This window comes from Streptomyces sp. SID8352 (genome assembly GCF_009862265.1).
GTDB lineage: Bacteria > Actinomycetota > Actinomycetes > Streptomycetales > Streptomycetaceae > Streptomyces.
Genome location: NZ_WWGX01000075.1, coordinates 94134 through 117254 on the forward strand (window position 1 = coordinate 94134; position 23121 = coordinate 117254).

The following is a 23121-nucleotide window of genomic DNA, read 5'->3' on the forward strand; positions in this document are numbered from 1 at the left end:
ACCGTCGGCGTCCGGCGGCGCGGTGCCGGCGACCCCGGCTGCTCGTCCGCCGGACCCGTCCGGGACTGCGGAGAGGGCGGGCGCGTGCGGGGACGTGGGGTGAACAGAGGCATGCGGTGGCGTGGGAAGCGCGGGCGCGTCGGGCGTCGGGTCAGGTGCCGAGGCGCGCGGCCCCCGCGCTCCCTTCATTCCTTCCGCTCCCGGCGCTCGCGTCTCCGCCGCCCCCCGCGCGTGCGCCGCCGCGCCCGGTCCCCGCGCATCCGGCGCCACCGGAGTCCGTGCTCCCGGTGCCGTGGGCATCCGCTCTCCCGCCTCGCGCAGCCAGAACCGTCCGCCGCCGAAGGGCCGTCCGGGCAGGTTCAGCCGCCGCGCCCCGGAGCCCCCCGGCGCCGTCGCCCAGTCCACGGATCCGCCCTCCGCCCAGCGGCGGGCGGTGTCCACGGCCGCGGACGGCGAACCGGGCGCCGCCCGGACCGCTCCCGGCATGGTCGGTCCCGCTATCAACTCGTCCAGGACGTCCCGCAGTTCCGTCGCGGTGCCCGCGACCGCGGCGGCCCGCACCGGCAGGGCCTCGCGGCCCCGTTGCAGGGTCGCGGCGACCGCCGCCGGGTCCGGCACCCCGTCGAGGGCGGCACGGTGGCGGCACAGCACCTCGGCCAGTTCCTCCCCGGACGTCGCGGAGAACGGCACCACCACGCTCCGGCCCGTCCCGTCCGCCGCCCTGCGCGCCCCCGCCGGGGCCTCCTCCAGCACGGCGTGCGCGTAGGCCCCGCCGAACCCGAAGGAACTGACCCCCGCCCTGCGCGGGACGCCCGGCCGGGCCGCCCAGTCGGCGGTGCGGGTCGCGAGGGCCAGCAGCCCGTCGTCCAGGGCGAGATACGGGTTGGGGGTGCGGAAGCCGGGCATCGCCGGGATGCGCCGGTGCTCCAGGGACAGCACCGCCTTCACCACCCCGATCACGCCCGCCGCGCCCTCCGCGTGACCCAGATGGGCCTTGGCGGTGCCGACCACGACCGGCGGCGCGTCGGTGGGCCGGCCGGTCAGGGCGCCGCGCACCCCCTCGATCTCGACGGGGTCGCCGAGCCGGGTACCCGTCCCGTGCGCCTCCAGAAGGCCCATGGTGTGCGCGGGCACCCCCGCGTCGCGCCAGGCCCGCTCGATGAGCGCGGTCTGCCGCTGCGGACTCGGCGCCGTGACGGCGCCCGCGTGCCCGCCGTGGCCGACCGCGACGCCCTTGACGACCGCCCTGACGGGATCCCCGTCGGCGAGCGCCGCCCGCAGCGGCTTCAGCAGCACCGCGGCCACCGCCTCGGCCGGCGCGTAGCCGTCGGCCCGCTCGTCGAAGGCGTGGCAGCGACCGCTGGGCGACAGGGCCCCCGTCCCGGACAGCGACAGATAGTGACGGGGTGTCAGTATCAGGTTGCCGCCCGCCGCGAAGGCCATCGAGCACTCGCCGCGCCGCAGCGACTCCACGGCCAGGTGCAGCGCGTGCAGCGAGGAGGAGCAGGCCGTGTCCACGGTGATCGCCGGGCCCTCCAGCCCGAAGTGGTGGGAGGGCCGGTTGGCCGCCATCGCAGTGGCGATCCCCGTCGCGTCGTACGGCCCCGGGCGGCGCCCGAGGGCGATCATCTCGCCCTCGTAGTCGCGGAAGCACTCGCCGACGAAGACACCGGTGTCGCTGCCGCGCAGCGCCGGGAGGACGGCCGCGTCCTCGGCCGCCTCGTGCAGCACCTCCAGCAGCAGCCGGGTCTGCGGGTCCATGGCCTCGGCCTCGGCCGCGGGGATGCCGAAGAAGGCCGCGTCGAACCGGCTCACGTCGGAGAGGAAGCCGCCGGCCGGGCACTCGGTGGTCCCCGGCGCGCCGTCGGGGTCCAGGAACCCGGTGTGGTCCCAGCGGTCGGCGGGCACCGCCCCGACCAGATCGCGCCCGGTGACGAGGGCGTCCCACAGCTCCCGCGCGTTCGCGGCGCCGGGGAAGCGTCCCGCGAGGCCGATCACGGCGATGTCCCGCTCGTCCACGTGCTGTTGGAGGGCTGATGAGGGCGACGACGTACGGGCGGAGGGGGCCGGTGCGGCGGCCACCGCGGCCCCCGTGCCCGTGGCGCCGGGCCCCACCGGGTGGAGCGTGTCGGTTCCCGCCGTGGGCGAGGAGCGCCGGGCGGCGAGGACCGCCTCGCGGTGCGCCCCGGCCAGATGGGCCGCCAGTTCCGGGACGCGGGTGTGACGGAAGAACAGCGTGGGGGAGATCGCGACGCCCAGCAGTCGCCCCAGCCGCTCCCCGAGCCGCACCACGTCCACCGAGGTGAGGCCCAGCTCCATGAAGGTCCAGGTGTTCATCTCCCCGGACGGTGCGGCCTCCCGCGCCGGCGTCCCCGCCACCGCCTCGGAGATCACGCTCTCCAGCCAGGGCACCGGGTCGCTCTCGCCCGCCCCGGCCTGATGCCCGCCGGGTGTGCCCCGCAGGTCCCCGGGCGCTCCGGGCGTCTGCGGCGCACCGTCGGACGGAGTGGCCGGGAGGCCGTCGGCCGGGGCCGTCCCGTCCGTGGCGGCGGGGCGGACGCGTTCCGGCAGGATGACTGCGAGCAGCCGCTCCACCCGGGCGCGGTCGCCCTCGAAGACCGCGAGCTGCGGGCCGTCATGGGCCAGACCGGCCTCCAGCGCGGCCAGCCCGTGCGCCGTCCGGAGCGGCACCAGGCCGGTGCTCTCCAGCACCTGGGCCTCCACGGCAGGGTTGATCCGCATGCCGCCCTCGTCCCACAGCGGCCAGTTCAGGGCGACGCTGCGGCCCCGGCGCCCGCCCCGGGCGGCCAGGGACTCCCGCCGGGCGGCGAAGGCGTCCAGATAGGCGTTGGCCGCCGTGTAGTCGGTGGTACCGACGGAGCCGAGGACCGCGGAGGTGGAGGAGAACAGCACCAGGTAGTCCAGGGGCTGGCCGGCGGTCGCCAGGTCGAGGTTGCGGGCGCCGTCGAGCTTGGGCGCGAGCACCCGGCGCACGGAGTCGGGCCGCTTGGTGATCAGGAGGCCGTCCTCCACCACCCCCGCCGTGTGGATCACCCCGGTGACCGGCCCGAACCGTTCCTCCGCCGTGGCGACCAGCCGCCGCATCTCGTCGAGCCGGGTCACGTCCGCCGTCAGGTAGACGGCCCGGGAGCCGAGCGCGGCCAGTTCCGCGAGGAACTCCCGCTGCGCGGGGCCCTCCGGGGAGCGGCCGAACAGCACGAGGTCGGGCCGCGCCGCGCGGGCCATCCGCCGCGCCACGTGCCGCGCGATGCCCCCGGTGCCCCCGCTGATCAGATACGTGCCGCCCGGCCGGGCCAGCGGTGTCCCGTGGGCCCGCGCGCGGGCGGGGGCGAAGCCGCGCACCTCGCGCGGGGTGCCCGCGGGGTACCGGACCTCCAGGTCCCCGGGAGAGGACGCCTCCACGAGCAGCGCGGCGACCGCTCCCGCTTGATCACCACCGGTCGGCCGGGCGAACCGCACCGTACTCAGGGGCAGCTTGGGCTGCTCCAGCCGCAGTCCGCGGGCCAGTCCGCCGACCGAGGCGTCGGGCGGGCACTCGTCGGGCGCGTGGTAGGCGTGCACGACCGGCAGCGCGGTGCGGCGCCCCATCGCCCACGCCCGGCACAGCGCGTAGACGGACAGCAGCCCGGTGGGCCGGTCGGCCGGCCCGTCGGGGTCGCAGCCGTCCAGATGCCACAGGTGCAGGATCGCCGCCGGCACCCTGCCCTCCGCCTCCAGCGCCTCGCGCACCCTGCGGTGGTCCTCGGCGGAGTCCGGGACGACGGTGAAGTGGTCGCCGGACAGCCGGGCGAAGCCGTCGCCCGGGGTGACCAGCACGGGGCGCACCCGGGTGCGCAGGGCCGGGAGGCGGGCCCCGGAGGTGTCCAGGACCAGCACGCACGCCCCGTCCAGCGGCACCGACGGCGCGGGTGCCGGACGTGGTGCCCAGGCGGGCTCGTACAGCATCACGCGCCGCAGGTCCTCCAGTGGCACGGAACCGGTGCCGGGCGGCGTCGGGACCGGCCCCGGGCCGGGCTCCGGAAGCGGCGCGGAGGGCACCGCGATCGTGGGCGGAGCCACCCGTCCGGCCGGGGGCGCCGGCGCGGGCGGGGGCGTCGCGCGGCCGACCCAGTACCGCTCCCCGGCGAACGGGTAGGTGGGCAGCGGTATCCGCCGGCCGCCCGGTACCGGGGCGAGCGTGTCCGTGCGGCCGCCCGCCCAGGACGCGGCCACCGCCGCGTGGTCCGCCGGGGACGGCGGGGCCGCCTGGGACGCCCCGGGCCGGGCGGTGGCGCGGGTGTGCGGCACCGGCGGGACTCGGCCGGAGACGAACGCGTCCAGGGCGTCGGCCAGTTCGCCGGTGGACGAGACGACCAGGGCCAGCCGCTCGCCCAGGGGACGCCGCCCCACGGCGAGCGTGTGGGCGACGTCGGCCAGCCGGATCCCGGGCCGGGAGCGCAGGGCGGCGGCCAGATCGGCGGCCCGGCGCGTCAGCCGCTCCCCGGTCCGGGCGGACAGGGCGACGACCTGGCGGCCCGTGCCCGTGCCCTCGGCCGCGCCGGGCGCCGGAGCCCGGGACGGTACGTACTCCTCCAGGACGACATGGGCGTTGGAGCCGCCGAAGCCGAAGGCGCTGATCCCCGCCCGCAGCGGCGCGGGCCGCCCGGTCACCGGGTCCGTCACGGGGGTCCAGGGCTCCTCGCCGCGCGGCAGCCGGAAGGGCGAGCCCGCGAAGTCGATCGCCGGATTGGGCCGGTCGGCGTGCGGTGCGGGCACGAGCGTGCGGTGGCGCAGGCAGAGCAGGACCTTGGTCAGGGAGGCGAGCCCGGCGGCGGCCTCGGTGTGCCCGATGTTCGCCTTCACCGACCCGATGGCGCAGTAGCCCACGGCGTCGGTCTCCCTGCGGTACGCCCGGGTCAGCGCCTCCACCTCCAACTGGTCGCCGAGGGCGGTCGCCGCGCCGTGCGCCTCGACGAGGGTCACGGTCGACGCCGGGACGCCGGCCCGCGCCAGGGCCTCCTCCACCACCCGGCTCTGGGCGTCGGGGCTGGTGACGGTGTAACCGGCGGTGCGGCCCGTGTGGTTGACGGCGGAGCCGCGCACCACGGCCAGGATCCGGTCGCCGTCGGCCTCGGCGTCCGCCAGCGGCCGGACGACCAGCGCGCCCACCCCGTCCGCCGGGACGTAGCCGGAGGCACCCTCGCCGAAGGGGCGGCTGGTGCCGTCCTTCGCCAGCAGCCCGCCCGCCGACGACCGCAGGTACTTGTACGGGTGCAGCGACAGGCTCACCCCGCCCACCAGGGCGGCCCGGCACTCACCCCGGCGCAGCGACTCGCAGGCCTGGTGCAGCGCCACGAGCGAGGAGGAGCAGGCGGTGTCCACCAGGACGCTGGGGCCGCGGAGGTCGAAGGCGTGGCTGACCCGGTTGGGAACGCCGCCGAGCCAGCTCAGCGCCACCTCCGAGCCGCCGTCGCGCACGCTGTCCAGGCCGTGCAGGTGGTAGTCGGCCCACATCGACCCGGCGAACACGCCGACCGGGCCGCGCGCCGCCGCCGTCAGCGACTCCGGTGTGTATCCCGCGTCCTCCAGCGCCGACCAGGCCACCTCCAGGAACTGCCGCTCGTGCGGGTCCGCCAGCGCGGCCTGCCGAGGGGGGACACGGAAGAACGCCGCGTCGAAGCGGTCGACGTCCTCGATGAACCCGCCCCGTCTCAGATGGGTGCGGCCCGGGGTGCCCGGCTCGGCCGCGAACCACGCGTCCGCGTCCCACCGTTCGGGAGGCACGTCGCCCAGGCAGTCGCGGCCGGAGCGCAGCACCTCCCACAGCTCGTCGGGGTTCCGGGCGCCAGGGTAGCGGCCGGCCACGCCGACGATCGCGATGGGCGCGTCGGCGGTCCCGTCCGGTGCGCCGCCCGCGGAGGGCGCGGACGCGGGCCCGGACACCCGCGACGGTGCCGTGTCGGGTGCGGCGGCCGGAGCGGAGGGCTCGGCGGTGGCCGGGGGAGGACCGGGGTCCGGCGGTTCGGGTACCCGTACCCCCTCCTCCTGGAGGTGGGCGACGAGCTGGGCGATGGTGGGGTGCTCGAAGAGCAGGGTGGGATACAGCTCGGTGCCGAGGGCGGTCTCCAGCCTTCCGGCGATGGCGAGCAGGTCGACGGAGGTCAGGCCGAGTTCGTCGTAGAAGCCCTGGTCGGGGAGGACGGCCGGGGCGGAGCCACCGGTCTGCTCGACGACGAGCGCGGTCACCAGGGCGGTGAGACCGCCGCCGGGCGCCGACGGGGCCGGCGTCGCCTCCCGCGAGGGTGCCGGCGCGGCCCGCCCGACCTCCGGTGCGGGGGAGGACTCGGGCACCGCCGCGTGCGCGGAGGGCGCGGCCTCCGCGCACGCGGGCGCGGCGCCCCCCGGTGCCGGAGCCGGCGCCGGTTCCGCCCTCCGCACGGCCGGACGGCGGCCCTCCGCCGCGTACTTGCGGATGTCCTCCGACGTGCGCACCCGCTTCGCGCGGTAGCCCGACAGCCGGACCGCGACCTCCCCGTCCGGCGTGCACAGGTCGATGTCGGCAACGACGGCCTGCGTGGAGTCGTCCACATGGAGGCTCGGCAGCTGTGGCGCGTGCACCAGCGTCCGGGACTCCAGGGGGCGCCGGGCGCGGAAGGAGTCGACGTAGATCGGGATGAAGGGCTGGACGATGCCGCGCCGGACCGGCTCCGGGAACTGGAGGAACGGCACGAGGACCGAGAAGTCCATGAAGACGGGGTGCACATGGAAGTTCCCGAGGGCCTCCACCGCGCTGGCGTGCAGCCGCACATCGGCCACCGAGAAGCCCTCACCGGCTCCGACCCGCCCCAGCACCTTCATGAACGGCCCGTGCTCGATGTCGAGTTGGCGGGCCAGCGCGTACAGGTCGTCGGCGTCCAGCGAGCCCGGCCCGGAGGAGGCGGCCAGCCGTCCCGCCGGGACCGGGTCCGGAACCCAGGGGTCCGTGCCGTGGATCTCCGCCCGGAAGTTGTCCCGCCACTCCTCGTCGGCGACCACCCCACCCACCACCGGGCGGCTGCGGACGGTGACCTGGACCCCGCCCTGCGGCCCCGGCTCGCCCACGCTCACCTCCAACTGCCGGTCGAGGTCGCCCACGGCGATCAGCGGCCGCATGAAGACACAGCGCCGCAGCTCGACCAGGGCCGGATCGACCCCCAGGTGCCGCACCAGGCGCAGCACGAGGTCGAGGTGGAAGACACCGGGGAGCACCGGGGTGCGGTGCACCAGATGGTCGCGCACCGCTGCGTCCCGCGCGGTGACCCGGGTCGCGAACCGGCGCCCGGCGAGGCGGCGCACGGCGTCCCGGGCTTCGTACGACGGGGTGGGGTCGGACATCGTCAGATCAACTCCTCGAGCGGCAGGATCGGTCCGGCAACGGCAACGGCACCGGTGCCGGAACCGGCCGCGGGCGCGGGGACGGAGAGCGGGGAGGGCGCGGCCGGGGCCGCCGGGACCGGGGCAGGGGTCGGCGCGGGCGCCGTGCCCGCATCCCGGTCCACCCAGTGGCGGACGCGGTGGAAGACCGCGGGCGGCAGCGCCGGGCGCACCGCGGGGCGCGACGCCGCCTCGGCGTCCGTCAACTCCCGCAGCACCGCATGGCAGTTGACGCCGCCGAAGCCGAACGCGCTCACCCCGGCCCGGCGCGCGCCCCCGAGCGGGGCGAACTCCCCGAGGACCGTGTGCGGACGGAAGGGCGACCGGTCGAAGGCGAAGCGCGGATTGGGCGTCTCGCAGTGCAGGGTCGGCGGGATCAGCCGGTGGCGCAGGGCGAGCACCGCCTTCTGCAGGCCCGCCATGCCGGCGGCCATCAGCGCGTGCCCGATGTTGGACTTGACGCTGCCCACCGCGCAGTACCCGGTACTCCCGGACCCGTCCCCGAACGCGCGGGTCAGGGCCCGCAGTTCCATCGGGTCACCGATCATCGTGCCGGTGCCGTGCGCCTCGACCATGCCGATCGCGGCGGGGTCCACACCCGCCGCGCGGTGCGCCCGGCGGACCACCTCCTCCTGGGCCTCCGGGTTGGGCGTCGTCAGTCCCATGGTGCGCCCGTCGTTGTTGACCGCCACCGACTCCACCACCGCGTGCACCCGGTCTCCGGCGGCGAGCGCCGCGTCCAGCGGCTTGAGCAGCAGGGCGCCCGCCCCCTCCCCGAGGACCAGGCCGTTCGCCCGTGCGTCGAAGACCCGGCACTCCGCGTCCGGGGACAGCGCGCCGGACGCGCTCAGCTTGAGGTACGGCATCTCGTCCAGCAGCAGGTCCGCCGCGGCCACCAGTGCCGTCTCGCACTCGCCCAGTCGCATCGACTGCTCGGCCAGCGACAGCGCGGTCAGCGACGAGGAGCAGGCGGTGTCGACCACCAGATGCGGGCCGCGCAGGTCGTAGACCTGGGCGAGCTGGGCGGCGGCGAAGTTCTGGTTGAGCCCCGTCACGGTGGCGCGGTGCGGGACCCGTACGCGCTGCGCGTACGCCCCCGTCTGCGCCGCCACGAACACGCCGGTACGGGTGCCCGCCAGTTCGGGCCGCTCGTACCCGGCGTCCCGGAACGCCTGCTCGGCGCACTCCAGGACCAGCCGGATCAGCGGGTCGACATGGGACGCGTCCTCGGCCGCGATGCCGAACGGCTCCGGGTCGAACTCCTCGATCCCGTCGAGGAATCCGCCCCACCGGGAGAGCGAGCGCCCCGGTGCCTTCTGCGGCGCGTACAGTTCGGCGGCGCTCCAGCGGGACGCCGGCACCTCCCGGATCGCGCTGCGGCCCCCGGCCAGCAGTTCCCAGAAGGCGTCGGTGTCGGGCGCCCCGGGGAAGCGGCTCGCCATGCCGATCACGGCCAGTGGCCGGGGCCCGGGCACCGCGGCGGGAACGGGGGCCGCCGGGCGCGGCGCGCTGACCGCCGCGGTGGACCGGTCCGGGACGCGGACCGGGTCCCGCCGGTCGGCCCAGCGCCGTACGCCCTCCGGGTGTTCGCCGGTCAGGAAGGCGGCGAGGCGTCCGGCCGTCGGGTTCTCCAGGACCACCGAGGGGTCGAGCGGGGCGTCGGCCAGTTCCTCCAGTCTCCCCACCATCCCGGCGATCAGGATGGAGTCCACGCCCAGCTCTGCGAAGGGGGAATCGGCCGACACCGCCTCCCTCGACAGCATCAGCTCCTGGGCCATGAGGTCGAGGAGGAACTCCTCGACCGCCGCTCCGACGGCAGCGCCCGGGGCGCCTTCCGAGGTCGTCACCTGGGGCTCCTTCGTCTCGTCCACCGCCGCGTCGTGTGCGTGTGCTTCGGCCGGTGCCTGTGCCTGCGCCTGCGCCGGTGTCCGAGCCTCCGGCTCCGTGGCGCGGACGGTGCCGTGGTGCGCGCCGCCGGGCCGTACCACCGGCGGGACCGGGCCGGCGGCCACCGTCCCGCCGTCGGCGCGGGGGTCCGCCGCCGGTGCGCCGCCACCTAGCGGTGGGGCGGGGAGCGCTGCGGGGAGCGGGGCCGGGCCGGTGGCCAGGGGCGGGAAGTGACCGGGGCGGACGGCCGCCGCGACCGCTCCGTCGATCCGGCCCGCGATCACCCGTTCCAGCAGACCGAGCCCCTCCTTGCGGCCCAACGCGCCGAATCCCGCCTTGTGATAGGCCGCCGCCGTCACCTCACCCATGCCGAGTCCGGTCCAACTGCCCCAGGAGACGCAGAGGTAGCGGGTGCCGTCGGGTCCTTCCCCGGCATTGCGCTCGGCCGCGTACGCCGACAGATGGGCGTTGGCGGCGGCGTAGTCGCCCAGTCCGACGGCGAGCCGGGGCAGCACGGCGGAGACCGACGAGTACAGGACGACGAAGTCCGGCCGGTCGGCCCGCACCAGTTCGTCCAGCACCCGCAGCCCGGCCGTCTTCGGTTCCCAGGTGCCCGCGATGGCGCCGGGCGTGCGGCGCACGAACGCCGGGGGCCTGCGGTCCACCGAACCGGCGCAGTGCAGTACCCCGGCGACCGGTCCGGAAGCGCCGCGCACACGGTCCAGGAAGCCGGTCAGCCCGGCCCGGTCGGTCAGCGGCCCGGTGTGGACCAGCACCCGCACGCCACGCCCCTCCAGCTCCAGCACCGTCCGCACCAGCTCCGCGGTCCGCGGGTCCGCCGCGCTCCCCGGTGCCTCCCGGCCCCCGGCCGCGGCATCCGCGATCCGCGGCCAGTCGGCGCGCGGCGGCAGCGGACGGCGCCCCAGCAGCGCCAGCCCCCGGGCGCCCCGGTCCGCCAGCCGCCGCGCCGCCGCCAGCCCCAGCCCCCCGAGGTGCCGCCGGTCACCAGATACGTCCGGCCGGGATCGAGGTCCGGCCGCTCCGGACCGGTCGGCAGCACCCGCAGCGGCCCGGGCACCCAGCGCCGCGTGCCGCGCAGGCAGACCTCGCCCGGGTCCCGGGTGAGCGCGGCGAGTTCCGCCCGCACGGCGTCGAGCACCGCCGCGGGGTCCGTCGTGACCGGGTCCAGGTCCACCGAGGCCGCGCGCACGGCCCGGTACTCGGCGCCCACCGACCGGACGAGGGCGGCCATCGCCGCGCCCCGGGCGCGCGGCGCGGAGTTCCCCAGGGCCTCCCGGCCGCGGGTGACGTGCAGGAGCGACAGTTCGTGCCCGGCCCCGGCGGCGCGGCGCACCAGCTCCTGCAGCAGGCCGATCCGGGCCGCCTCCCGGTCCCGCGGTGAGCCGTCCCGCGCGCCGTCGGAGAGATCGGCCAGGTCGGCGACGGCGTCGAGCCGCCCGTAGCGCTCGTACAGCCGTCCGGCGAGGTCCCGGCCCGCCGCGTGGTCGTCCAGGTCCAGGTCGTACTCGTCGGGGCCCAGATGGGGGAGCAGGCTGCGCTCGCGCACCACGGCCCAGCCGCTCTTGTCCGCGCCCGCCGCGCGGGCGGCGATCTCGGCCAGCCCGAGGGCGTCCCGCGCCCCGACGAGCAGCACGCCGATCCGCAGGGGGCCGCCGTCCACGGCGACGGGACCGCTCGCAGATGCTTCCACCCACTCCCGCACCAGCAGTTCGGGGACCACCGCACCGTGCGCCGGTGCGGGCTCCGGAGGCTCGGCGGCCGGTACGGCGGTCCCGGGGGGAGCGGTGCCCCACGGCACCGCCGGTGCGGCCCCCGGAGAGCCTCTTTCCCCGCGCACCCCGGCGGGTACGGGCGCCCCGGCGCCCCGGCCCGGAGTCTCCCGGTCCGGCACCGGTGCGGCCGGGAGGACGGCGGCCGGACGGGAGCCGACGGGCACGGCCGGTCCGCCGTCCGCGTCGCCGCGGGCCGTTGCACCGGGCGCCGGGGCGGGCGCCCCGGCGCCCGTCCCCCCGTCCCGGGGCCCTGCCACGGCCGGGGGGCCGCCCGGCACTGCCTCGCGCACGGGCCCCGCGCCGCCCCGCACCGTGGCACCCCGCACGGTGTCACCCCGCACCGTGCCGTTCGCGGAGCCGCCCGCCGGAGCGCCGCCGGACACGGTGCCAGGGTCGGAAGCCGTGCTACCCGGGGCCGGCCGCGCGGGCATCCCCGTGGGCCCGAACGCGGTGCCGTGGTCGAAGGGATACCCCGGGAACGGCACCCGGCGGCGGGGCGTGTCGTGCAGCGCCGTCCAGTCGACCCGTTCGCCCGCCGCCCAGCGCGCCGCGGCGTCCGCCGGATCGGCCGGGCGCACGGCGGGACCGTCCGCCGCTCCCGGGTGCGGTCCGCCCAGATGGACACCCGGCGTCCCGGCCTCACCCGTGTCCCGCAGACAGGCGGACAGCCGCTCGCACAGCTCGGCCCGCGACGAGGCGACCACCGCGAGCCGCTCGGCCAGCGGGGTGCGCCCCGTCTGCGACGTCCACGCCAGATCGTCCAGGCGCGCGCCGTCCCGCGCGACGGCGTCCCGCAACCGTTCGGCGTACGAGGACAGTTGCTCCCGTGTCCGGGCCGACAGCACCACCACCTGCGGCCCCGGCCGGACCTCCGGACGCGGCGCGGGCACCGGCGGTTCCTCGACCACGACATGCGCGTTGACCCCGCCGAAGCCGAAGGAACTCAGCCCCGCGCGCAGCGGCCCGCCGCCCGACGGAGTCCACGGCTCGGCGGCGCGCAGCACGCGGAACGGCGAACCCTCCAGCTCCAGAAGTGGGTTGAGGACGTCGAGCCCGGCCACCGGCGGCAGCGTCCGGTCCCGCAGCGCGTGCACCACGGCGATCAGCCCGGCGACGCCGGCCGCGCTCTCCGGATGGCCGACGGACGCCTTGAGCGCGCCGAGCACCGTGGTCCCGGCCGGTGCGCCCCGGCCGTCGGAGGCCCGTTCGTAGGCGAGCCGGAGGCCCTGGACCTCGATCGGGTCACCGAGCCTCGTGCCGGTGCCGTGCGCCTCCACGTACCCCACCGACTCCGGGGCGACGCCCGCGTCGCGCAGCGCGGCCACGACGGTGTCGGCCTGGCCGCGCGGGGTCGGGGCCGTCAGCGAGTGGCTCCGGCCGCCGTGCCCGACGGCGGAGCCGCGGATCACCGCCCGGACCGTGTCGCCGTCGGCGAGCGCCCGGGACAGCGGCTTCAGCAGGACCGCGCCGACGCCCTCGGCCCGAACGTAGCCGTCCGCGCGGCTGTCGAAGGTGTGGCAGCGTCCGCCCGGCGACAGCATGCCGCCCCGGCTGAGCGAGACGTACCACGTCGGTGTCATCACCACATTGACCCCGCCGACGAGGGCCGCGTCGCACTCGCCCGACCGCAGTGCCGCGAGGGCGTGGTGCAGGGCGACCAGCGAACTGGAGCAGGCGGTGTCCACCGTCTCACTGGGGCCGCGCAGGTCCAGCAGGTAGGAGACGCGGTTGGCGACGATGGCGTGCACGTTGCCGGTGACGGTGTGCCCCGCGGCCGCGGTGCCGTGCGCGCCCAGGACCTCCAGGTAGTCGTGCAGGGTGGCCCCCGCGAAGACACCGGTGCGCGAACCGGCGAACGACCGCGGGTCGTACCCGGCGTCCTCCAGCGCGTGCCAGCAGGTCTCCAGGAACAGCCGCTGCTGCGGGTCCATCAGGGCGGCCTCGCGCGGGGACAGCGAGAAGTGCGTCGCGTCGAAGCCGGTCACCGAGTCGAGGAAGCCGCCCGCCCGGCAGTCGGAGGTGCCCGGCTCCCGGCGCGGATCGCCGTCGTACGACCGCCAGTCCCAGCGCTCGGCGGGGATCTCGGTGACCATGTCCCGCCCGGCGCGCAGGTTCCGCCAGAACGTCTCGGCGTCCGGAGCGCCCGGGAAGCGTCCCGCCAGGCCCACGACGGCGACGGGCTCGGCCCCGCCGCCCCCGCCCGGCCGCGCTGCCGACGCCTTGCCGGAGGGCCCCCCGGTGGTGCCGTGCCGCTCGGTCGTGCCGTGCGGGCCGGAGGTTCCGGAGGTGCCCGCGGCGCCGGGTGTCCCCACCGGGCCGGGCGTCTTCTCCGGGCCCGAGGCACCCTCTGTACTGGACGATTCCGCCGGCCCGGAGGCGCTCGCCGCGGCGGACGCGTCCGCCGGGCCCCCGTTCCCGGCAGTTGCCGCCAAATCGGGCGACCGGTCTGCCAACGAGGCCGTGACAATCCCGATGTGACGCTCCATGAGATGACGGGAGACCGCGTCGACCGTCGGGAACTCGTAGAAGAGCACCGGGGTGAGGGCCGTGCCGAGGGTGTCGTTGAGCCGGTTGGCGAGGGCGGTCAGCAGGACCGAGTTGAATCCGTAGGCGCCCAGTTCGACCGCCGGGTCGATCCCCTCCGGAGCGATCCCCGCGGCCTCCGCGACCCGGGCCGTCACCAGGGCCCGCACCCGCTCCGCGAGGGGCGCCGGATCCTGCGCCGCCGGACTGTCCGGCGCGGGGGCCGTGACGCCCGGCGGGACCGGAGCGGCGCCGGCCGCTTCGTCCAGCCCGGTCAGCCCGAGCACCGCCCGGGTGCGTCCGGCCCCGGCCCGGGAGACGTACAGGCGCGGCGCCCCGGAGCGGAGGGCCTGCTCCAGCACCCCCAGCGCCTCCCCGGTCCCGATGGGCACCAGGCCGATGGTCGTCACGGCCAGCGAGGCCGCCTCGGCGTCCAGCCGCATCCCGCCCCCGGACCAGAGCGGCCAGGCCACGGACACCGTCCGGCCGTACCGCGCCCCCCGCGCGACGTGCGCGTCACGGCGTACGGCGAAGGCGTCGAGATAGGCGTTGGCCGCCGCGTAGTCGCACTGGCCCGCGTTGCCCACTGTGCCGACGACGGAGGAGAAGAGGACGAACAGCCGGAGCCGGTCCCGGACCGTCAGCTCGTCCAGCAGGACGGTGCCCGTGGTCTTCGGCGCCAGCACGCGCGCCATCCGCGCATCGTCCTTGTCCCGCAGCGGCGCGTCCTCGACCACGCCCGCCGCGTGCAGCACCCCGTCGAGCGCGCCGAAGCGGGACCGGGCCGTGCGGAGCGCGCCGTCCAGCGCGGCGCGGTCGGTGACGTCCGCAGCGAGGTACTGGCCGTCCCCGCCCAGGGACCGCAGCCGGGAGCGGAACCGCTCGTGCCCGGGGCCCGGCGCCGACCGCCCGACGAGGGTGATCCGCGCGCCGTACCGCGCGGCCAGGTGTTCGGCGACCAGGCGCCCGATGCCCCCGGCACCCCCGGTGACCAGGTAGTGGGCCCCTGGGGAGAACCCGGCGTCGTCGCTGCCCCCGCCCCCGCCGCCGTGCGCGCCGTCGTCCCCGTGGGCCGGTCCGGTCCGGGCGAAGCGCAGCACCTGCCGTCCGCCCGGCCCGATCCGCACCTCGGCGTCGGCGCCGTCCGCCTCCGCCACCAGCTCCCGCAGCGAGGGGGCCGCGCCCTCGGCGAGGCGCACCCGGACGTGCCGGAAGCGGCTGGTCTCCCGGGCCAGGGCCCGGCCGAAGGCGGCGACCGCCCCATCCACCGGGTCCTCGGAGTCCGCCGGGGTCACCTGTACGTGGGTCAGCGGGGCGAGGGCGCCCGCGCAGAGCGCCCGGCCCGCTGCGGCGGGCAGCCGCCGCAGCACGGCGGTGACGGGATCGCCGGTCGCGGGCCCCGCCCCGCACGCGCGCCGGTCCACCAGGACCACGGGGCCCCGGTCCGCCGCTCGCTCCAGCAGGGCGAGCAGCCCGCCGGGGTCGCCCCGGCGCAGCGCGACGCCGGGAGCGCCGTCGGCCGTCACCCCCTCCGGGTACTCCACCGCGCGCAGCAGCGCCCACGGCCCGTCCCCGTCGCCTTCGCCGACCGGCGGGACGCCGGGCGCGTCGAGCACCACGACCGTCCCCGGTGGAGCCCCGCCCGCCGGGCGTCGCTCGGCCCGGTCCTGCCAGTACGGCGCCCACACGCCGATCGCTTGCCCCTGCTCAGCCTCCTGCCACGGGTCCGGCCACCGGTTCTCCGCCGACGGGTGCGCGACCGCCGCGCCGGTGACGGCGGTACCGGGACGCGGCGCCGGGGAGCCACGGCGCGGCGCGGCGGCACCTGACTCCGGGACGCCGCCGCCCGTGCCCGGCGCTGGGACGCCGCCGCCTGCGCCAGGCGCCGGGACGCCGCCGTCCTGGACCGGGGCGGCCGACGGCAGCCAGTACGCGGTCCGTTCGAAGGGATAGGCGGGCAGCGGTGTACGGCGGGCGGCGGGCAGCAGCGTCGGCCAGTCCGGCTCCGCCCCCTGGGTCCACAGCCGGGCCAGTGTGTCCAGGTCGTCCCGCGCCACCAGCGACGCCAGGAAGTCCTGCCCCCCGCCGGGGCCCGAGAACACCCCGGCCAGCGGACCGCCCCGCACCAGCCGCCCCCGGTGCACCAGAGGGGAACCGCCTCCGACGGCCTCCGCCCGCGCCACGCCGCCACCGTCCGGCCGCCCGGTCCCGACCGGGCCCACCGCGTGGTCCGTACCGTCCCCGCCCTCGGTTCTGTGCGCGCCGTCACCGCCGTGCGCGCCGAACATTTCGCGCACGCCGTTCGGTTCGTGTGAGCCGCCCGCCAGTGCGTCCAGGGCGGCGAGCAGTTCCTCGCGGCACCGCGCGGTGAACGCCGCGCGCACGTCCAGGGCCTCCCGGCCCACCCGCAGGGTGTGCGCCACGTCGGCCGGCCGCGCGTCCCTGCCCGAGGGCCCTCGCAGATGGGCGGCCAACCGTGCCGCGGTGGAGCGGAGTTGCCTCTCCGTGCGGGCCGACAGCACGTAGAGCCCGGTGCCCCCGCACTCGTCCCCTTCCTCCTCCGGGCGCGCCGTCGCGGCCCCGTACGCCTCCACCACGAGGTGCGCGTTGACCCCGCCCGCGCCGAAGGAGCTGACCCCCGCCCGCAGCGGCGGCAGCCCGCCGTCGGCCTCCCGGCCCTCGGGCTCCCACGGTTCGGCGGACGACTGCAACCGGAAGGGTCCGCCGTCCAGTTCGACGAAGGGGCTGGGAGTGTCCGCGTGCGGGGTGGGCGGCACGACGCGGTGCCTGAACTGGAGCAGCACCTTGGTCAGCCCGGCGATGGCCGCCGCGGGCTCCAGGTGTCCGATGTTCGCCTTCACGCTCCCCAGGGCGCAGCGTCCCGCCCGCCCCCGCTCCCCGAACGCCGCTCGCAGGGCACGCACTTCGATGGGGTCGCCCAGTGGGGTGCCGCTGCCGTGGGCCTCCACATAGCCGATGGTGGACGGGTCCACTCCCGCCGAACGCAGGGCCGCCGAGACGAGCGCCGTCTGCGCCTCCGGACTGGGCACCGTGAAACCGCTGGTGCGGCCACCGGAGTTGACGGCCGTGCCACGGATCAGCCCGTGGATGTGGTCGCCGTCCGCGAGCGCCCGGGACAGCGGCTTCAGCAGGACCGCGCCCGCGCCCTCGCCCATCACGAAGCCGTCCGCGCCCGCCGAGAACGGACGGCACGCGTCCGCCCGGGACAGCATCCCCATCTGCGCGTACTGGATGTGCCGCACCGGATGCAGCACCAGGTTGACGCCGCCCGCGATGGCCGCTTCCACCTCACCGCGCCGGATCGCCTCGCAGGCCAGGTGCAGCGCCACGCCCGACGACGAGCAGGCGGTGTCCACCACCATGCTGGGACCCGACAGGTCCAGGACGTAGGAGACGCGGTTGGCGATGCCGTAGGTGTCGGTGTACGGGTGGGGGGCGCGGCCGGCGGCGGCGGCGTCGGCCGCGAGGGCCCGGTAGTCGTCCGCCATGGCGCCCACGTAGACACCCGTGTTCCGTTCCAGGGAGTGCCGGTCGTACCCGGCGTCCTGGACCGCCTCGACCGCCGTCTCCAGGAACACCCGCTGCTGCGGGTCCATCTGCTCGGCGTCGCGCGGGGCGATATGGAAGTACAGCGGGTCGAAGTCCGCCACCCCGTCGAGGAAGTTGCCGACCCCGCTGTACGTGCGGCCCGGCCCGCCCCCGGGTGTGTACAGCGAGGCGTGGTCCCAGCGGTCGGCGGGCACCGGGCCGGCCGCGCTGCGGCCGTGGAGCACGTTCCGCCACAGCTCTTCGAGGTCGCGGGCGCCCGGGTAGCGGCCGGCCAGGCCGACGACGGCGACCGGTTCGTGCCCCCGGTCACCGGGGGAGCCGTCGGCGGACGCGGCGCGGATCGCGGGGGAGGCGGCGGACGCTGCCCCGGTGCCCGCCGCGGCCGGACCGGTGGCCCGTTTCCCCTCCGTCTCCCGCACCGGGGCCCCCGTCGGGAGCTGCGGCCGGGCCTGCGGCACCGCCCGGGGGCCGGGTGCGGGCGTGGCGTCCGGATCGTCCCCGGCCAGGACCGCCGCCACCTCGCCCAGCGTGCGGTGCTCGAAGAACAGGGTCGTCGACAGGCGGCCGTACCGCTCCTCCAGCCGGACGATCGCGTCCACCATGGCCAGCGAGGTCAGACGGACCGACTCCAGCGTCGTGTGGCCGCCGAGTTCGGCGCGCGGTACCCCCGTCACCTCGGCCACCGCCGCGCACACCGCCTCCCGCGCCCGGGCGAGCGCCCCGCCGGGGGCGGACGGCACGCCGCCCCCGGAGGCCGGGTCGGCCGCGGTGTCCGGTCCGGGTGGGAACACGTCCGGCGCGGACGGCGCCGACGGGGCCGCGGACGTCCCCTCCGCGGGTGCCCCGGACACCGGCAGCGGTGCCGGCGGAGGCACCGGGGGCGGCGCCGACACTCCGGCGCTGTCCGGGCGGTGCGCGCCCGGTCCGGTCGCCCGCAGCACGGACGCCAGCGGATCGGGGTCCTCCGCGAGGGCGGTCAGGGCCCGTCGGCGCGCCCGCTCCCGCACCGCCTCGTGCGAGAGCGCCGTCTCGGAGCCGGACGCCCGCAGCTCCGGAGCCCCCTCCGGTCGTACGCCCTCCCGGTGGGTACCCTCCGGCTCCCCGTGCGCGTCCCCCGCCGACGCGCCCTCCGGTGCGAAGACCACACCGGCGACCTCCGCGACCGGCGCCCGGTACCGGACGCGGCCGTCCTCGCCCGGCTCGGCCCGGGAGCCGAGCACCGAGTCGAAGAAGCGGCCCACCGGGGTGTTCCGCGGGCTCGGCACGAACGGCATCACCAGCCCAGCCACCCCCGCCCCGGCCAGATCCCGCGCCACGGCGGCCAGGAGGGCGTGCTCGACCCCGCGCCCCAGCACCCGGCAGCTCAGCAGGAAGGTGTCGAGGACGGCGTCCGGCCCCTCCCCGTCCGGCCCCTCCCCGTCCGGCCGGGTGACGGCCAGGCCGACCAGCCCGTAGTCCCCGAACCGGTCCCGCACCCGCACGGCCCGGACCCGCACCCCCGGCCCGGCCGCGAGCGCCCGCAGCTCCGCCTCCCCGCGCCGGACGGTGGAAAGGTTGAACTGGTTGGTGCGATAGGTCAGTTGGGACAGCCTCGGGTACTGCTCGGGCGTGGCCGGGGCCACGTCCACCACCAGGCCGAGCCCTGCGATGAAGTCGGTGAACGAGGCGGCGTCGCGGCGCATCGCGTCGCGTTCCCCCCGGGCCCGGTAGAAGTCGGCGCGACGGCGGTCCTCGTCCGTGACGGCGAGCCGGTCCACCGACCACAGCCGGTCCAGGAAGGCGGGGACGTCCTCGTCCTCCCCGGGCAGCCGCACCGCCAGCACCTCGGGGTGGGCGGCGCGCACCGCCGCCACCTCCACCGGGTTGTCGTCCAGGAAGAGGAAGCCGTCCAGGCCCAGGTCGAGTTCGGCGGCGAGGGAGGCCAGGCTGAGCGCCTTGGGCTCCCAGTTCACCCGGCGCGCGGTGATGTGCCCGGGGCGCAGCGGCATGTCCTCGCGCACCGCCAGCACCTCCTCCACGTCGGCCGCCTCGTTCTTGCTGGCCAGGCAGAGCAGGACGCCCTCCGCCCGCCTGGCCACGGCCCACTCCTGCACCGCGCGGTGCGCCGGTCCCAGCCGCACCCCGCGCGGCCCGTCCTCGCCGACGACACCGCCCCACAGGGTGTTGTCGCAGTCCAGGACGATCACCTTGGTGGGCGCGGTCAGCACGCCGTGTGCCGCCCGGGCCACCCCGGCCGCCAGCGCGGCACAGCCCTCCCGGGTGAACGGGATGTGGGCCGCGGCCTCCCGCGCCCCGTCGTGGTGCGTCTCGCCCGCCGGGACGGTGCCGCCCGCCCAGCGCTCCCGCCCGAGCACATGCACGCCCGGCACCCTGTCCAGCTCCCGGGCGATCAGCGCCTCGGCGCCGGTCAGCTCCTCGTCCCGCCCCCGGCCCCCGATGTGCCCGGGGGAGGGCGGGCACAGCAGCACCAGGAGCGGTACGGGGCTGCGTGCCGTGTGGGTGCGCACGGCTCGGACGAACTCCCCGGCCGTGCGCCCGGCCTCACCGTCCGGCCAGTCCTGCGTCCGGACCAGTACCGCCTTCGCGCCCCGTTCCTGTGTGGCGAACACACCACCGGGGGAGAGGAGTTCCTGGAAGACCTGCCCGTATCCGGCGGGTCTGACGGCCAGTCCCAGCCCCAGCCGGTCGCACCAGTGCTGGAGCGGTTCGAGCAGCGGATCGAGCGTGAAGGTGGCCACGAGGCCGAGGTCGCGGTCCCGTACCGGCTGCGGGGTCCCGGCGGGCACGGTAGCCTCGCCCCCGCCCGTCGCCACGTCGAGCCCTGCCACGCCGCCTGTCCCTGCGCCGCCTGTCCCTGCGCCGCCTGTCCCTGCGCCGCCTGTCCCTGCGCCGCCTGTCCCTGCGCTGCCCGTGCCTGCGCCGCCCGTGCCCACGCCGTCGCGTGTCCCCATGTCGTCCGTCCCCGCCCTGTCCGCTCCGGTCCCGTCCGCCCCCGCCGGCGCCGCGCCGTGAGCGACCCGCCCGGTATCCGTACCGCCGTCCCCGGCACCCGGGGCGTCCCGAGAGATGTCGCCGGGCTCAGTCCCTGCTTCGGGTTCGGCTCCGGCCCTCGTCCCGGGATCCGCGCCCCCGTCCCGCGCGAGCTCCGCACCCGAGGTGCGGCCCGGGGCCGCCGCTCCGTACGTGTTCCCGGCGCGTCCGGTCCCCGGTGCCACACCCCGGCCGCCCCCGCCCGTCTCCGGGGCCGGGGCGGGGGGGCCGCCGGACCCGTCACCACCGGGCTCCGCCGGGTGTCCCCAAGGGGTGTCCGCCGGTGCCGTTCCGTCCTCGGCGAAGGACAGCACCCGCACCCCGCCCGCCGGGGCGGACCCGCCCAGCGCGTCCGCCAGGGCCGCGGCCACCGGTTCCACCGGCGCGTTCCGTACGCCTCCCAGCGCGGCGGCGGTCATGCCGGTGCGCAGCCGGGGCGGGCGGGCGATCAGCCAGGCGGCGCCGGGGTGTTCGGCCGCCGCGGCGCGCACCAGGCCCTCGACCGCGCACTTTGCCGTCACATAGGCGGACCAGCCCGGAGGCGGGGCGGCCGCCCACGCGCTGGAGATGACGGCGATCCCGCCCCCCCGCCCGGCGACCTCCGCCGCGAGGGCGGCCAGCGGCTCCCGCACCAGCGCGAGCGCCCGCGCGACATGGGCGGCGGCGCGCTCCGACGTCCCCGGTTCCAGGGGGAGTTCGGCCGGTGTCGGGCCCGCGTTGAGTACCAGGACGTCCAGCCCGCCGTACTCGGCCCGGACCCGCTCGAGCACCCCGGCGGCCCACTCCGGGTCGGCGGCGTCCCCGGGCACCGGCCGCAGGCGCGCCCCCGCCTCACCGAGCCGCCCGGCGGCGGCCCGCGCCTCCTCGGCGCCGTGGTGGAAGCCCGCGTAGACCACGGCGCCCTGGAGCGCCAGCGCCTGGGCGACGGCCGCGCCGAGCCCCCGGCTGGCCCCGACGACCAGGGCGGTACGACCCCGCAGCGGCTCCCCGCCCGGCAGTGCCGCCGCGAGCGCCCCGACATCGGTCACCGGGGCCTCGGCGCGGTGGAAGGCGCGCACATCGACCGAGGCACGCACCCCGGACACCCCGGCCCTGCCGGTGAGCCGCAGCATCCGGAAGCGCTCCCGGACGTCGGCCACTTCGGCGGCGGCGGTGAAGCCGTCGGCAGGCCCGCCCGCCCCGTCCTCCGGGCGGAACACCGCCTCGAAGTCCGACAGCAGCGCGGCACGGCCGGGCGCCTCCATCCCGGCCAGATAGCTGATCCACGCGAGGACCCCGACGTACTCGGGCCCCAACCCGCGTTCCTTCAGGCCGAGTTCGCCGACCAGCCGGTCCACGGCCGCCCAGCGCGGCGCGTACCCCTCGCCGAGGGCCAGCCCGGGAGCGAACTCGCCGAGGGCGGCGTCGCGCGCCCGCACCCGCCGCACCCCCGGGCCGTCCCCGGAGTCCGGGGCACCGGACGCGCCCTTCACGCCGTCCCCCGGAGCGGAGCCGTCCACGACGCGTGGCGCGCCCGCCGTGCCCTCCTCGGTCCCGGTGACCGGCCGGAACTCCGCCGTCACCTCCAGGAGCGCCCGGCTGCCGTCCCGGAGGCGGGCCACGGCGCGCCCGGCCGTGTCCTCCACGATCTCGCGGGTGTACTCCTGGTCGGCGTGCACCGGTGCGTGGAACCGGGCGGAGATCCGCACCGGCACCCGCCCGGGCCGGGGCTCCAGGCCGGACAGCGTGAGCAGCGCGCCCAGCACCCCGTGGACCACGGGGGCGCCGAAGGCCGTGCGCCGCGCGTAGCCGGGGTCGACGTGCAGCGGGTTCTCGTCGGCGCTGGCCCGCCGGAACAGGTCGACCACGGCGGCGGAGGCCCGGGTCCGGATCGGCGTCGTCTGGTCGTCTTCCATGGTCGCCTCTCGACTCGCTCGCTCGTGGGGTCAGACGGTGGCGGACAGGGCCGGGTGCTGGGCCTTGATCCGGGCGATGAGCCCGGTCAGTACCCGGCCGGGGCCGACCTCCCGGAACTCCGGACCGGGCCGCTCCAGCAGGTGCGCGACGCTGTCCGACCAGCGCACCGGGGCGGTGATCTGGCGGGTGAGCAGGGTGGCGGGGGCGTCGCCGCCGTACGGCAGGGCGGTCACGTTCGAGATGACCTCGATGCGGGGCGGCGCCAGCCGGTACTGGGCGAGGAAGCCGCCGAACTCGGCGGCGGCGCCGGCCATCCGGCGGGAGTGGAAGGCCCCGCCCACGTTCAGCGGCACCACGGCCCCCGCCTCGCCGCCGAAGACCTCCCGGAGCCGGGCGATCTCCTCGCGGGGGCCGGAGACGACCGTCTGGTCGGGCGCGTTGAGATTGGCCACGTCGACCTCCGGAGCCCGTTCGGCGAGGATCTCCCGGATGCGCCCCTCGTCGACGCCCATCACCGCGGCCATGCCGCCCTCCGGCGCCCTGGCCATCAACTCGCCCCGGCGCAGCACGATCTCGAGACCGGTCAGGAAGTCGAAGGTTCCCGCCGCGAACAGCGCCACGTACTCGCCGAGGCTGTGACCGGCGACCACGTCCGGCACCAGGCCCGTCTCGCGGACCGTGTCCAGATAGGCCAGCGCGCTCACCGCGTACATCGCGGTCTGGGTGTTGCGGGTGTCGGTCAGCTCGCGGGGGGAGGCGTTGAGGCACAGGTCCGCGAGGGAGCGGCCGAGGACCGAGTCGGCCTGGCGCACCAGGTGGGGGAACTTCGGGAAGAGGTCCCGGCCGATGCCGGGGCGGTGCGAGCCCTGGCCGGGGAACACGTGGATGAGCGTCATGTCCGGTTCTCCCAAGGGAAGGTGGGGGCTGGGGGCCGGTCGCGGGGGCCGGGAGGGATGGGCGTGGACGGCCCCGGCGGAACCGGGACGGCCTCTCGGCCGTGCCGCCGGGG

At 77.5% G+C, this 23121-nt stretch carries 3 protein-coding genes and 1 pseudogene (1 of these 4 cut by a window edge); all 4 read right to left on the bottom strand.

Annotation, left to right across the window (positions count from 1 at the left end; translation table 11 throughout):
* Window positions 1–7374, bottom strand: partial view of an SDR family NAD(P)-dependent oxidoreductase gene (locus GTY84_RS23350; protein ID WP_161228337.1) — the 5' portion only. 3654 nt of this gene lie to the left of the window's left edge; the window shows 7374 of its 11028 coding nt (coding positions 1–7374); it begins with the start codon at window positions 7372–7374; its stop codon lies beyond the left edge, outside the window.
* A gap of 2 nt (window positions 7375–7376) precedes the next feature.
* Window positions 7377–11114, bottom strand: a complete 3738-nt coding sequence (locus GTY84_RS23355; protein WP_345943503.1) for a beta-ketoacyl synthase N-terminal-like domain-containing protein — start codon at window positions 11112–11114, stop codon at window positions 7377–7379.
* A 746-nt stretch (window positions 11115–11860) separates the two neighbouring features.
* Window positions 11861–22111: pseudogene (locus GTY84_RS34105) on the bottom strand (SDR family NAD(P)-dependent oxidoreductase); the annotation flags it as partial.
* A 30-nt stretch (window positions 22112–22141) separates the two neighbouring features.
* Entirely contained in the window at window positions 22142–23008 is an 867-nt protein-coding gene (gene fabD / locus GTY84_RS23365) for an ACP S-malonyltransferase (RefSeq protein ID WP_161228340.1), read from the bottom strand.
* Window positions 23009–23121 lie beyond the last annotated feature (113 nt).